The organism is Streptomyces graminofaciens (assembly GCF_030294945.1).
GTDB classification, from domain to species: domain Bacteria; phylum Actinomycetota; class Actinomycetes; order Streptomycetales; family Streptomycetaceae; genus Streptomyces; species Streptomyces graminofaciens.
Genome location: NZ_AP018448.1, coordinates 8094345 through 8108567 on the forward strand (window position 1 = coordinate 8094345; position 14223 = coordinate 8108567).

Genomic DNA, 14223 nt, shown 5'->3' on the forward strand with positions numbered 1-14223 from the left:
GCAAGCCCTGTGGACTGGACGAGCGAGCGCAATGTCAGACTAGGAGTAAATATGACCGATATGCTGGATTGGGTGACGGTATTTCTTCGCGCGTCCCGCAGAGTTGTCCACAGGCTGGGGGCGGGTGGTGGCCGAACTCGGGCAAGCCGGTCAGAATTCTGGGCATGGGGGATGTGAGCCGGGTCTTGCCTGACGGGTGAGGCCAGCGCGACAGACAGCGGGAGGCAGCGGTGAGGACAGCGGCACTGGGACCGGCGCAGCGAGCCGAGTCACTGGCGGGTATGGCCGAGCGCGAGCTGGATGTGCTGGTCGTGGGTGCGGGAGTGGTCGGTGCGGGCACCGCGCTGGACGCGGTGACACGAGGCCTGTCCACGGGGCTGGTCGAGGCGCGCGACTGGGCCTCGGGCACCTCCAGCAGGTCGAGCAAGCTGATCCACGGCGGACTGCGCTATCTGGAGATGCTCGACTTCGCCCTCGTACGGGAGGCGTTGAAGGAGCGCGGGCTGCTGCTGGAACGGCTCGCGCCGCACCTGGTGAAGCCGGTGCCGTTCCTGTACCCGTTGCAGCACAAGGGCTGGGAGCGGTTGTACGCCGGATCGGGCGTCGCGTTGTACGACGGGATGTCGATGGCCCGCGGCCACGGCCGGGGTCTGCCCGTGCACCGTCATTTGTCGCGCCGTCGCGCCCTGCGCGTCGCGCCCTGTCTGAAGAAGGACTCGCTGGTCGGGGCCCTGCAGTACTACGACGCCCAGATGGACGACGCCCGCTATGTGGCGACCCTGGTGCGCACGGCGGCGTCGTACGGTGCCAAAGTCGCCAACCGTGCGCGCGTGACGGGTTTTCTGCGCGAGGGTGAACGCGTTGTCGGTGCCAGGGTGCAGGATGTCGAGGGGGGCGGGGAGTACGAGATCCGCGCCCGGCAGATCGTGAACGCCACTGGGGTGTGGACCGACGACACCCAGGCGATGGTGGGCGAGCGGGGGCAGTTCCACGTACGGGCGTCCAAGGGCATCCATCTGGTCGTGCCCAAGGACCGCATCCACTCGACGACAGGGCTGATCCTGCGCACCGAGAAGTCCGTGCTGTTCGTGATCCCCTGGGGCCGGCACTGGATCGTGGGGACCACGGACACCGACTGGGACCTCGACAAGGCGCACCCGGCGGCGTCCAGCGCGGACATCGACTATCTGCTGGAGCATGTGAACTCGGTGCTCGCGGTGCCGCTGACGCGCGACGACGTGCAGGGCGTGTACGCGGGGCTCCGGCCGCTCCTCGCGGGGGAGTCCGACGCCACCAGCAAGCTCTCGCGCGAGCACACCGTCGCCCATCCCGTGCCGGGGCTCGTCGTCGTGGCCGGCGGCAAGTACACGACGTACCGGGTCATGGCCAAGGACGCCGTGGACGCGGCGGTGCACGGGCTCGACCAGCGGGTCGCCGAGTGCGTCACCGAGGACGTGCCGCTGCTCGGGGCGGAGGGATACCGGGCGCTGTGGAACGCGCGGGCGCGGATAGCCGCCCGCACCGGGCTCCATGTGGTGCGGGTGGAGCATCTGTTGAACCGGTACGGGGCGGCTGCCGAGGAACTGCTCGACCTGATCACGTCCGACCCCTCACTGGGCGAACCGCTTCAGGGCGCCGAGGACTATCTGCGGGCCGAGGTGGTGTACGCCGCCTCGCACGAGGGGGCGCGGCACCTCGACGACGTGCTGACCCGGCGGACGCGGATCTCGATCGAGACCTTCGACCGGGGGACACGCAGTGCGCGGGAGTCGGCGGAGCTGATGGCTCCCGTCCTCGGCTGGGACAAGGACCAGATCGAGCGGGAGGTCCAGCACTACAAGAAGCGGGTGGAGGCCGAGCGGGAGTCGCAGCGACAGCCGGACGATCTGACGGCCGACGCGGCGCGACTGGGGGCGCCGGACATCGTGCCGCTGTAGCCGGAGGCGATGGCTCTCGGCGGGTTGGTGTCGGCGCAGCTGGTGTCGTGCCGGTGGTGGAGATCTCCCGCAGTCGCCCGATATCACCCGAACGGGTGTAGTGGACTCGGATCTTTGCTCGGATCTCGGCCGTTTTACGAGGTGCGGGGGCAGAACTCGGCCGAGAGCAGGGCGGGTTCGAGGTCGGGGTCTGCCAGTCCGTCCGTGTTCACGCGGAAGGTGAGGACGCGACGGCCGTCGACGGTGGCTGCGGTGCGCACGTAGCTGCCGGAGATACGGCCGTTGTGGCCCCACACGGTGGTGCCGCACGGAAGCTTCACGGGATAGAGGCCCATGCCGTACGTGCCGTGTGCGGTGCTGGTGTCGAGCATCTCGCGCAGTTGGCGGGGCGGCAGCAGGTCGCCGCGGAGCAGGGCCGCGTAGAAGCGGTTCAGGTCGGCGAGCGTGGTGACCAGCTCGCCCGCCGCGCCGGCCACACGAGGGTCGAGGTCGGTGACGTCGGATCCGTCGGCGGAGTACGCGCGACCGTGCGGCTCGGGCAGGGAGGAGCGGGCGCCTGGGAACGAGGTGCCCCGCAACTGGAGGGGAGTGATGATGCGGCGTTCGGCCTCGGCGGCGTAGGAGCGGCCGGTGACCTGCTCGATGACCAGGCCGAGCAGGACGTAGTTGGTGTTCGAGTAGGAGAAGCGGCCGTGCGTGGCCGGAGGGTGGGTGAGCGCGATGAGCACGGCCTGACGCGGGGTCACGGGGACGGTCCCCTTGGTATCCGCGGTGAAGTCGGCGAGGCCGCTGGTGTGGGTGAGCAGGGCGCGCAGGGTGATGGCGCGACCGTCGTTGCCCTCGCCATGGACCAGACCGGGCAGATGGTCCTCCACGGAGTCCGAGAGCGACAGCCGGTGTTCGGCGGCCAGTTCCAGTACGACGGTGGCGATGAAGGTCTTGGTGATGCTGCCGGCGCGGAAGTGGTCGGCGCGGTGGATGGCTTCGGGGCGGGTCTCGGTGTGGGCGGCGGTGGCGCCCTGACCGCCGGTGCCGGTCGGGTCTGCCTTCGCGTGGGCGAAGCGGGTGCCTGACTCCTCGTCGGCGAGAAGAGCGGCGGCGGGAGCGTGGCCCCGGGTGACCAGCAGCGGCAGGACCGAGTCCGTGGCAGGGGTGACCCGTGCCTGTGAACCGGCTGGGGCCAGGGCAAGGAGAAGCAGGGACACGGCGACGGTCAGCAGCGTCCTGGGTGTCCTCGTCGACGGCATGCCGGTCCTTCCTCCTCCTTTGCTGCGGCACATCATGCGGGACGGACCTGGCAGAGGGTTGGGCGGGGCCCGGCGGCCGGGATGCGCCGTTGAAGGGCCCCCAGGGCGAGGGGCGCTTGTCGGGTGGGGGACAATGGAAGCTCTGTCAGGGCGGGTTGTATGAGGGGACGCATGTCGGAGGCGGATCGGGCTGGGGAATCCCGCCAGGACAAGAACGAACGTCTCCTCGCCGGGCGCTACCGGCTGGGAGGGGTGCTCGGCCGCGGCGGTATGGGCACGGTGTGGCGGGCCAAGGACGAGACGCTCGGCCGTACGGTCGCGGTCAAGGAGTTGCGGTTCCCGTCGAGCATCGACGAGGACGAGAAGCGGCGCCTGATCACCCGTACGTTGCGGGAGGCCAAGGCGATCGCCCGGATCCGCAACAACGCCGCGGTGACGGTGTTCGACGTGGTCCACGAGGACGACCGGCCCTGGATCGTGATGGAGCTGGTCGAGGGCAAGTCGCTCGCCGAGGTCATCCGCGAGGACGGGCTGCTCGATCCGCGGCGCGCCGCCGAGGTGGGACTCGCGATTCTCGACGTCCTGCGCGCCGCGCACCGCGAGGGCATCCTGCATCGCGACGTCAAGCCGTCGAACGTGCTGATCGACAAGCACGACGGCCGGGTCGTGCTCACCGACTTCGGTATCGCACAGGTCGAGGGCGACCCGTCCATCACCTCGACCGGCATGCTCGTCGGTGCGCCCTCCTACATCTCGCCGGAGCGGGCGCGCGGCCACAAGCCCGGGCCCGCGGCCGACCTCTGGTCGCTCGGCGGTCTGCTCTACGCGGCGGTCGAGGGGGTGCCGCCGTACGACAAGGGTTCGGCCATAGCGACGTTGACCGCGGTGATGACCGAGCCGGTGCCGGAGCCCAAGAGCGCGGGGCCGCTGAAGGACGTCATCTTCGGGCTGCTCACCAAGGACCCCGCGCGGCGGCTCGACGACGCGGGCGCGCGTGTGATGCTCAACGCGGTGATCCACGGGCCCGACCCGAAGGAGGCGGAGCCGCTGGACGCGACGCGGGTCGTGCCGTTGCCGCCGGTGCCGGAGGAGCGTCCGAAGAAGGGCGGTTCGGGCGGTGCCAAGCGGAGTGACGAGGCCGGGGAGCGGCCTCGCGCGCCGCGCTGGTCCATGCGCAAGGGCGCGGCCGGTGCCGGGACGGCGGCTGCCTCGGCCGGTGCTGCCTCGGCCGCGGCCATGGGCTCGGTGGGGATCGCCGGGCCCGCGAGCGCCGGTGCCCGGAGTGCGACGCCCGCTGCCGGGAGGGGCGTTGGGACGTCCGGGCCGGGTGCCGCAGAGAAGAGCGGGAGCGGTTCGGGGTACGCCGGTGCGGGCGGTGCCGCTGTGGGCGCCGGGGCCGGTGGTTCCGGTGTCGGCATGGGCGGTGTCGGTTCCCCGGGGCGGACTTCGGGGTGGCCGGAGATGCCGCCGCCGGATCTGCCGCCGAGGCCCGTGCCCAGGGCGCCGATCACCGATGTGGTGTCGCGGCGGACCCTCGCGGTCATCGCGGTGGCCGTGGTGCTCGCTGTGCTCGGGACCGTGCTCGCGCTCACCCTCGGCGACGACGGCAGCTCGGACAACAGCAAGAGCGGTGACACCAAGGCGGCCGCGTCCAGCGACGTGACCTCGGGGAACAGCGGCAAGAACAAGGACGACGACAAGGGTTCCGCCCCCACCCCCGACGGCAACACGACGGAGGAGGCGAAGGAGTCGGACGGGGCGCAGGCCAACACCCCGAGTACGAGCGCGTCGAGCGAGGCCGATGGCGCCGGAGGCTCGGGCGACATCGCCGAGAAGACGTACAAGAGCAGCCAGGGGTTCTCGATCGGGCTGCCCGACGGGTGGAAGTACCAGTCGACGAGCGCGGCCGGGGCCCGGTTCACCGGTCCCGACGGGCAGAAGCTGCTCGTGGGGTGGACGACCACGCCCAAGGACGACCCGGTCGCGGACTGGAAGGACCAAGAGCAATACATGACGCGCTCGCAGTACAAGCGCGTCCGAATAGAGGCGGTGAACTACCGCGGCTGGAACACCGCCGACTGGGAGTTCACCTATGTCGAGAGCGGCACGAAGTACCGGTCGATCGACCGCGGGTTCGTCGTGAACTCCGGCCTCGGATACGGGCTGATGTACACGGCGAAGTCGGCCGAGTGGAGCGGTGAGCTGCGCAAGGACACCTGGCGGACGTTCACGAAGACGTTCAAGCCGAAGTCCTGAGGGCGGCACGGGGGCGCGCGGCGGCGCGCGAAGTGGTGTGCGTCGGGCGTGAGGTGGCGTGCGGCGGGGTGGGGCTCGCTGTTGTGAACTCGGTTCCGGGAGTTCTCGGCGGTGCGTGAGTTCGCGGATGCGCGTTACGGGGAAGGTCGAGGGCGTTCGAGCACATTCGAGGCGTGCGAGATCTGGCATCCCCCCTTGGAGGGTTGCCTCCGGCACGTATCGTGAGTGGCTGCGGACCGTACGAATTCAGAATGGAACGGGACGCAGGGCGAACGGATTCGACCGATCGGGCGGCCGGGGGAGGGCATCGTGGACGAATACGCGGGACGGGTACTCGCGGACCGCTACCGACTGCCGCTGCCGCCCTCCGACGAGTACGAACTCGCCGAGACCGTGGCCTTCGACACCTACAGCGGACAAGAAGTCATGGTCCGTCAGGTGCCGTTGCCCGAGGTCGTCGAGGCGGAGGTGCTCGACGCCGACGGACTGCCCGACGGGTATGTGCCGAGGGACGGCGGAGCACGCCGGGCCGCGGCCCGTGCCACCCGCCGGCCCGCCGACCCGGGCGTGCAGCGGGCGATCGAGGCCGCGCAGGCCGCCGCGCAGATCCCCGACCATCCTCGGCTCGACCAGGTCTTCGACGTGTTCGCCGAGGGCGGTTCGTTGTGGATAGTGAGCGAATGGGTGCCCGCGCGACCGCTCGCCGCCCTGCTCGCGGAGCAGCCGCTGACGCCGTATCGGGCGGCCGAGGTCGCCTCCGACGTGCTGACCGCGCTGCGCGCTCTGCATGCCCACGGCTGGGTGCACCGCAACATCACCGCGCGCACGGTGCTTGTCTGTGACGACGGCCGGGTGATGCTGACCGGGCTCGCGGCCGGGGCCGCGGAGGAGGCGCTGTGCGGGTACGACCCGGTGCCGGTGCGGGAGTTCGACGGGTCTGGTGATGCCGGGGTGCCTCAGGGCCCGGGTACGACCGCGGGTTCGCCGGGGGGCGGCGGCTCGCCCCGGGGTGGCTTGGGAGCGGCCGGGGCCGTGGGGACGCGGGGTGCTGCGGCGCCCGGTGGCGCGCTCGGCGGGGCTCCGGCCGGCGGTGCCGCCGTGGATCCGGAGGCGGCGCGGCGGGCCGCGATCGAGGCGCGGGCAGGCAGCGGGGGGCCGGTTCCCGACCCCGCCGAGGGCCGACGCGCGCTGGAGGCCGGCGGGGACGTCAGAGCGGCTCGGGCGGGCGCGATCGCGGCGTACCGGGCGGGAGCGCGGGCTGCGGCGCGCGTACAGGAGGACCAGCGGGGCGGCGGCCAGGACGCGCAGTTGCCCGCGCAGCGGCCCCCGTCCGGGGCGGCGGGGGACGGCGCGGCACCGTCGGCCACCGGGTACCGGGGCGACGCACAGCCCGTTCCCGGGCAACTCGGCCAAGGGGCGGGCCCTGTGCCGCCCGGTCAGATCGCCGATCCGTACGGCGTCCGCTCCAACGGGGCCGGTACGACCGCCTGGCATGGAGCAGCGCCTCGCGGCGGCACGCCCGCGCCCGGCACCGGCACCGGCACCGGCCAGGATCGGCCGGCGCTTCCGGCCGTCGACTACTCGGCCGGCGCGACGGGTCCGGCCGGCACCGGCACACGTGGCTTCGCCGACGCGGTCGGCGGCTCCGGCGCCGCCCCGGGCCCCGCGCGATGGGACCAGGTCGCCGTGGGCGGTGCCACCCCCCGCCGTGGACCGGCCACCGCGCTCGCCGCCGAGCGGGCACGGCAGGCGCGGATGGCCGTGGTCGGGCCGGTCACCGAGCGCTGGGCGCCCGAGCAGGCCGGGCCGGTGCACGAGAACTGGCAGTTGGCGGCGCCGATCGGGCCCGCGACGGATCTGTGGGCATTGGGCGCGCTGCTGTTCCGCGCCGTGCAGGGCCACGCGCCGTACCCGGAGGAGAACACCGCCGAGCTGGTGCAGCTGGTGTGCGCGGAGCCTCCCGCGTACGCCGAGGAGTGCGGGCCGCTGCGGCCGGTCGTGGAGTCCCTGCTGCGTCAGGACCCCACCGAGCGGCTGGACTTCGAGGAACTGCGTGGCTGGCTGCGCTCGCTCGTGCGTTCTGCGCCGGAGCCGGAGGCCGGGGCGCACGTCGTCCCCGCGCCGCCCGTGGACGCGCGCCGGCTGCCGATCGTGCGGCGCCGGGGCGAGCTGGTCCGCAGGCGTCGCGCCGGGCTGCCCGCCAACAGCCCGCACGCCCGCCACAAGCGGACCCGGCAGGAGCGGCCGCAGCAGCCACGCAAGCTGGGCCGGAACCTGCTTCTGTTGATACTGCTGGCGCTGGTCACGGCGGTCGCCTACGCCGTGATGTTCATGCCGAAGGCCCAGCCCAGCGACGGCGACAGCACGGGCGGTCGTACCGAAACCGCCGGGGACGTGAGTTCCGTGCCGGATGCGAGCAGTGAGCCCCGGCCCGACCAGAACTCGCCCGACGGCGGCGAGAAGGGCGAGGACGACAGCGAGGCGAGCCCTTCCAAGTCGTCCGGTTCGACGCAGACGCAGACCGGTGATCCCGATGTCTCCCAGGGGTTCACCCTGCGCAAGGACACCGAGGGCTTCCAGGTCGCCGTGGCCAACGGATGGGACCGCAGCCCGAAGAACGGGCGCGGCCAGATCGTCTACTCCCAGGGCCGCTTCCAGCTGATCCTGGTTCCCGGACGGGACAGCACGAAGACGTACGGCAGCGATCCGCTGAAGTACCAGCGGGAGGACGAGCGCGAGTTGCAGCCGTTCCGCGACTCGTCATGGGCGACGTCCGCCGGGATGCGGCAGATCGAGGTCGGCGGACTCACCATGGCTGAGGGGCAGTTCACCTGGCAGGACGCCGAGGGACGCGGGGTCTTCGTACGGAATCTGGCGATCCTGGTCGACGGGCGGTACCACGTGGTGCAGTTGCGTGGGCCGGAGGCCGAGCGGGATGAGGTCACACGGCTGTACGAGCAGGCGTCGGCGACCTATCGGGCCACGGACTGACACGACGTACGTCCATGGTCTGACGCGACATTGGGGTCACGAACGGTTCCCGTGCGGCGGTGGAAGCGATAACCGTCACAGTGCGGTCTCTGTACGGACCCGCCGCCTTCCCCGAGCGGTAGCCCCCTCTTTAATCTGTGCCTGTCAAGAGCATTGCGGGGCAACGTGAATCAGATGCAGGGCCTGCTCCTCGCGGGCCGCTACCGGCTCGTCGACATCCTGGGCAGTGGTGGGATGGGCCGGGTGTGGCGTGCGCACGACGAGGTGCTGCACCGGGCGGTCGCGATCAAGGAGTTGACCGCGGCACTCTACGTGTCGGAGAACGAGCAGACGGTACTGCTCAAGCGGACCCGCGCCGAGGCGCGCGCGGCCGCGCGGATCAACCACTCGGCCGTCGTCACCGTGCACGACGTGCTGGAGCACGACGGCCGGCCGTGGATCGTCATGGAACTGGTCGAGGGACGCTCGCTGGCCGACGAGGTCAGGGACGCGGGGCGAGTCGAGGGGCGCGAGGCGGCGCGCATCGGCCTATGGGTGCTGCGCGCGCTGCGGGCCGCACACGACGCCGGGGTGCTGCACCGCGATGTGAAGCCGGGGAACGTGCTGCTCGCCGAGGACGGCCGGGTCATGCTGACCGACTTCGGCATCGCCCAGGTCGAGGGCGACACGACCATCACTCGCACCGGGGAGATCGTCGGTTCCGTCGACTACATCGCCCCCGAACGAGTGCGCGGGCACGAGCCGGGGCCCGGCTCCGACCTCTGGTCGCTGGGCGCCACGCTGTACACGGCGGTGGAGGGCAAGTCGCCGTTCCGGCGCACCACACCGCTCACGACCATGCAGGCCGTCGTCGGCGAGGAGGCCGCCGAGCCGACGGCCGCGGGCCCGCTGGCGCCCGTCATCACCGCGCTGCTGTGCAAGGACCCCGCCGTACGGCCGGGAATCGCGGAGGCCGAGCAGATGCTCGCGGAGGCGGCGGAGGGCCGACGGCCGAGGGTGGCACAGGCACATGTGCCCACGCAGCGGCAGACGGGGGCGGAGGGAACGCCGAGTACCGCAGGGGCTGCGGGAACAGGGCGTACGGGCGACACGACGGGTACGGCCGCTACGACTGCCGCGGCGGGTTCGGCGGCTACGACTGCCGCGGCGGCGGGCACGTCCTCGGCGGGAGTCACTGTTCCGCGCGGCCCCCACGGCGGAGGGGCGTACCTGGCCGCCTACCACTCCGGGGCCGTCACACCCGCCACACCCATCCCACCTGTCGTCATGGCCCATCAGCCGTCCTCCGTCGGCGCGAAGCAGCGCGGCCGCGGTCGTAAGTTCGTGATCGTCATCCTGCTGGCCGCGCTCGTCGGAGGTGGTGGGGCCGCGGCGATGTACTTCGCGGACAAGTGGCGTCAGGAGGACTCCTCCAGTACGTCCGGGGAGTCCGGTGCGACGGGTGCGACGGGTGCGTCCAAATCAACCGGTACGCCGGACAAGGGGACCGACGACGAGCAGCGGACCGACGACGAGCAGCGGACCGTCGGCGGTGTACCCGACGGCTGGGTGCGTGTCGACGACCCGGCGGGTTTCGGCCTCGCCCTGCCCAAGGGCTGGAAGCGGCAGGTGGACGGCGCGCAGATCGACTACACGCCCGACGGCGGTGAGCACTTCGTACGGGTCGCCGTCGACGACTCGCCGGACTTCGACAGCCCCTATCACCACCAGCTCGACCTCGAGGAGCAGTTGCAGCGGCTCAGCGGCTACCAGAGGGTGAGCCTGGAGGAGAACACCTACCGCGACCGGCCCGGCGCGCTGTGGGACTTCACCTGGACCGCGCTGGCGAAGGACACCGAGTTCCCCGGGCCGCGCCGGGCCGTCGAACAGACGTATCTCGACCGGGACGGCGTGGAGTACACGATCTACATGTCCGCGCCCGCGGCGGACTGGGCCACCGCGAAAGAGCAGTTCGACGCGGTGCTGCGCGGCTGGCGGCCTCCGCGGAACTGACGGCAGGAGTTGCGGAAGTGGCGGGTGGGGCGGCCGTCGGACGCCGTTGAGCCCTCGGTGGGGGGCGTACGCGCGGCGCGCGTACGTCGCTTGTCGGCCAGGCCGGTGCCGGGCACCGGAGGGTTTCGGTCCGGTGCGGCATGATGGGGCGCATGGGGACCGAGGGGGAGAGCGTCCGTGTCATAGCGGGCCGATACCGGCTGGAGGCCAGAATCGGCCGCGGCGGTATGGGCATCGTATGGCGTGCCACCGACCAGCTCCTCGGACGGCGCGTGGCGGTCAAGGAGCTCGCCTTCGACCCCTCGCTCCCGCAGGAGGAGTCCCGGCAGCAGCGTGAGCGCACCCTGCGCGAGGCGCGGGCGGTCGCACGGCTGAGCCACCCCCACATCATCGTCGTGCACGACGTCGTCGAGGAGGACGAACGCCCGTACATCGTGATGGAGCTGATCGACGGCGGTTCGCTCGCGGAGCGGATCGCGGCGCATGGCCCGGTGGACGCCCGCGAGGCCGCCCGGATCGGCATCGATCTGCTGGGCGCGTTGCGCCGGGCCCACGACGCCGGGGTTCTGCACCGGGATCTCAAGCCGGCGAACGTCCTGGTGGAGGCGGGTACCGACCGGGTCGTGCTCACCGACTTCGGCATCGCCCAGGTCGCGGGCGCGACCACGCTCACCGAGAGCGGTGCCTTCGTCGGTTCGCCCGAGTACACGGCACCCGAGCGGATGTCCGGCGTCCGCACCGGGCCGGAGTCCGACCTGTGGTCGCTGGGCGCGCTGCTCTGCACGGTCCTGAGCGGTGAATCGCCGTTCCGGCGGGACTCGTTGGGCGGGGTCCTGCACGCCGTCGTCTTCGACGAGATCCGGCCACCGGCACAGGCCGCGCCCCTGCTCCCCGTCGTACGGGGCCTGCTGGAGCGCGACCCGGACCTACGGCTCGACGCGGCCGAGGCGGAGCGGTTGCTGCAGGCCTTCCGGGACACGGGCCGTACGCCGAAGCCGGCGACGGGGCACACACAGGGCAGGCACACGCACGGCAGGCACACTCCGGGCAGGCACACCCCCGGGCTTCATCTGCCTGGCCGGTACACACCGACCCGGCGGGACGTACCGCATCCGACACCGCCCCCGTCCCCGCCTCCGGTGCACGACGATGCCGGGGCCGGGCCCGAGCCCGCTGAGGGACCCGGTCCCTCGGAGGCAGCTCACCGCGAACAGCCCCTGCAGTCGCCACCGCAACAGCAGCCGCCGCGACCGCATTCCACGCGGAGTGTGCTGGTCGCGGCCGCGCTGGTGGCGGCCATGGCCGGTGCGGGCGTCTCGGCGGCGGCCCTGCTGCTGCGGGACGGGAGCGGCGAGGGGGTCGGTACGCCGACGAGTTCGGCTCCCCGTACGCCGGACGCATCGGAGCCGGCGGAAACGCAGGGAACAGGGGGAACACCGACCACCCCGAGCGGTGGTTCCAGCTCGACCCCGTCGTCCGTGACGCCCTCGGCGACGAACACGCGCTCGGGGGCGGCCACCGCGCCCACCGTGCCCTCCGGGTACCGGCTCGCCGAGGACGAGCGGGGGTTCAGCCTCGCCGTGCCGGAGGACTTCACGCGGGTGCCGCAGGGGAAGCGGGTGTTCTACATGTCGCCGGGGGAGACCTTCCGCATCGGCATCAAACTCGCCGAGCCGGAGGAGGGCGGGCCACTCGGCGTGATGCGGCGCGCGCACGCGAAGGGGCCCTCCACGAACCCCGGGTACCACGACGGCCGGGTCACCGAGACCACGCACGACGGCCGGCCCGCCGCGCTCTGGGAGTTCACCTGGGACGGCTTCAGCGAGGCCGAGGGGGCGCGGCACACGTACGACCTCTGCTGGGAGCAGGACGGACGCCTGTACGACGTGTGGGTGTCGGCGCCGGTCGGGAACGTGAGCGAGGCGAAGGAGTACTTCGACGTGGCGGTGGACACCTTCGTACGTAACTAAAGCGGAGATAAGTGGCATCTCGCGTCACGGGTCTGTGACTGGAAAGCGACGAGAGTGGATGCAGAAGCGCTTGTCGCGATACAGATGAGCGTATGAGCAGCAACGGGGGAGCCCCTTACGGGTCCGACGACACGACCAGTTTCGAACTGCAACCGCCGCAGCCGATCGTGCCGTATCCGGGGAACCCGTATGCGCAACCCGCGCAAGTGGCTCCCCAGTTGCCCCCGCCGTCGCTCCAGGACCCCGGTACCGGACGCCTCATCGCTGGTCGTTACCGGCTGCTCGCCAAGCTCGGGCACGGCGGTATGGGTACGGTCTGGCGGGCCAAGGACGAGACGGTGGACCGGGAGGTCGCCGTAAAGGAGCCCCGCGTACCGGACCATCTTTCCGAGCGTGAACGGGCCAACGCCTACGAGCGGATGCGGCGGGAGGCGCGCGCGGCGGCCCGGCTCGACCATCCGTCGGTCGTCAACGTGCACGACGTGGCCGTCGTGGACGGCCGGCCGTGGATCGTGATGGAGCTGGTGCGGGGCCGTTCGCTGGGCGCCGCGCTCCAGGAGGGCACCCTCGGGGTGCGTGAAGCGGCGAGAATCGGCCTCGAGGTGCTGGGCGCGCTGGAGGCCGCGCACACGGCGGGCATCCTGCACCGCGACGTCAAGCCCGACAACGTCCTCCTCGGCCGCCACGACCGGGTCGTCCTCACCGACTTCGGTATCGCCCAGATCGAGGGCGAGACCAATCTGACGGACACCGGCGGCTTCGTCGGCTCGCCCGAGTACATCGCGCCCGAGCGGGTTCTCGGCCAGCGCCCCGGCCCTGCCTCGGACCTCTGGTCGCTCGGGGTCGTCCTCTACGCGGCCACGGAGGGCGTCTCCCCGTTCCGCCGCAGCAACACCCCGGCGACCCTGCAGTCCGTGCTCAACTCCACGCCCGCTCCGCCCGCTTCGGCGAGCGGGCCGCTGGCCGAGGTCATCAACGGCCTGCTGGAGAAGGACCCCGCGCGCCGTCCGACCGCCGCCCGCGTCCGTGACCTGCTGGAACAGGCCGCGAACCCGCCGGCCCCGGCCCCCACCCAGGTCGTCCACCACACGGCCGCCCTGGCCGCCCCGGCCGTCGGCAAGGGCGTACGGCTCGGCCCCAAAACCCTCCTCGGCCTCGGCGCGGCGGTCGTCGCGGCGGCGGTGACGGCGTATCTGGTGGTCGCCGACCCGTTCGCGGGGCCGTTGCCGGACGGGTGGAAGCAGCGGGACCTCGGTACGAAGGTCGGCGTGAGCATCGGCATGCCCGCGGAGTTCACGAAGGACAAGATCGACCCGGAGGAGACGGACGGGACGATCGCGCAGTACAGCGACCCGAGCGGACTGATCCGGATCGCCGTGGACCGCGACATCAAGAAGGACGACGAGGAGGGCGAGATCCCGGAGACCGCGCTCGACAAGGCGTTCGAGGACTGGACCGGCCTCAAGGACGGCGAGTACACCATCGACATCGCCGACGAGCCCGCGCCCAAGGGCGGGCCGAAGGAGACCAAGTACCAGGGCCGCGACGCCGCCGAGAACACCGTCGTCTACACGACGACGGACTCGCGAGCCCCGCGCCTCCGCGAGGCCCGGTTCCTCTACTACAGGGCGACCGGCGGCGACATGTACCGGCTGTGGATCGACTGCCCGGGCAAGGGCCACTTCACCGAGGAGGGCCGGGAGATCGCCAGGACGGTGGTCGAGACCTTGGAGATCGACAACCTGTAGCCGGCCGTGACCTCCGGCGCCCCTCCACCCCCTACGATGCCCGTGTCGCGTGCATGATCGGCGGACGAGCGAGTTGAGCGGT

General features: G+C 71.9%; 7 protein-coding genes. 6 read left to right on the forward strand and 1 reads right to left on the reverse strand.

The features are described from left to right. The first annotated feature begins 230 nt into the window (after positions 1-230). On the forward strand, positions 231-1937 hold the full coding sequence (locus SGFS_RS35660) for a glycerol-3-phosphate dehydrogenase/oxidase (RefSeq protein ID WP_286256278.1): 1707 nt from the start codon (positions 231-233) through the stop codon (positions 1935-1937). A gap of 134 nt (positions 1938-2071) precedes the next feature. Here SGFS_RS35660 and SGFS_RS35665 read toward each other — a convergent pair whose 3' ends face one another. Then, the gene (locus SGFS_RS35665; protein ID WP_286256279.1) at positions 2072-3184 is read right to left on the reverse strand and encodes a serine hydrolase domain-containing protein; all 1113 of its coding nucleotides are present in this window, start codon (positions 3182-3184) and stop codon (positions 2072-2074) included. A gap of 171 nt (positions 3185-3355) precedes the next feature. Here SGFS_RS35665 and SGFS_RS35670 point away from each other — a divergent pair, with 171 nt between their 5' ends. The 5 genes from SGFS_RS35670 to SGFS_RS35690 all read left to right on the forward strand — a co-directional run bounded on the left by SGFS_RS35670 (position 3356) and on the right by SGFS_RS35690 (position 14141). Beyond that, positions 3356-5440, forward strand: coding sequence for a serine/threonine-protein kinase (locus tag SGFS_RS35670; protein WP_286256280.1), 2085 nt, complete (start codon positions 3356-3358; stop codon positions 5438-5440). A 309-nt stretch (positions 5441-5749) separates the two neighbouring features. Then, positions 5750-8431, forward strand: coding sequence for a protein kinase (locus SGFS_RS35675; protein WP_286256281.1), 2682 nt, complete (start codon positions 5750-5752; stop codon positions 8429-8431). 174 nt (positions 8432-8605) lie between these two features. Next, positions 8606-10423, forward strand: a complete 1818-nt coding sequence (locus tag SGFS_RS35680; RefSeq protein ID WP_286256282.1) for a serine/threonine-protein kinase — start codon at positions 8606-8608, stop codon at positions 10421-10423. Positions 10424-10575: 152 nt separating this feature from the next. Continuing rightward, positions 10576-12393, forward strand: coding sequence for a serine/threonine-protein kinase (locus SGFS_RS35685; protein WP_286256283.1), 1818 nt, complete (start codon positions 10576-10578; stop codon positions 12391-12393). A 92-nt stretch (positions 12394-12485) separates the two neighbouring features. After that, positions 12486-14141 carry a serine/threonine-protein kinase gene (locus SGFS_RS35690; RefSeq protein ID WP_286256284.1) on the forward strand — a complete coding sequence of 552 codons (1656 nt, stop codon included), beginning with the start codon at positions 12486-12488 and terminating at the stop codon, positions 14139-14141. Positions 14142-14223: the final 82 nt, after the last annotated feature.

Bases quoted from the DNA above. Each gene is read 5' to 3' on its own strand.
- SGFS_RS35665 (WP_286256279.1), bottom strand. From the start codon at position 3,184: ATGCCGTCGACGAGGACACCCAGGACGCTGCTGACCGTCGCCGTGTCC.
- SGFS_RS35670 (WP_286256280.1), top strand. From the start codon at position 3,356: ATGTCGGAGGCGGATCGGGCTGGGGAATCCCGCCAGGACAAGAACGAA.
- SGFS_RS35680 (WP_286256282.1), top strand. From the start codon at position 8,606: ATGCAGGGCCTGCTCCTCGCGGGCCGCTACCGGCTCGTCGACATCCTG.
- SGFS_RS35685 (WP_286256283.1), top strand. From the start codon at position 10,576: ATGGGGACCGAGGGGGAGAGCGTCCGTGTCATAGCGGGCCGATACCGG.
- SGFS_RS35690 (WP_286256284.1), top strand. From the start codon at position 12,486: ATGAGCAGCAACGGGGGAGCCCCTTACGGGTCCGACGACACGACCAGT.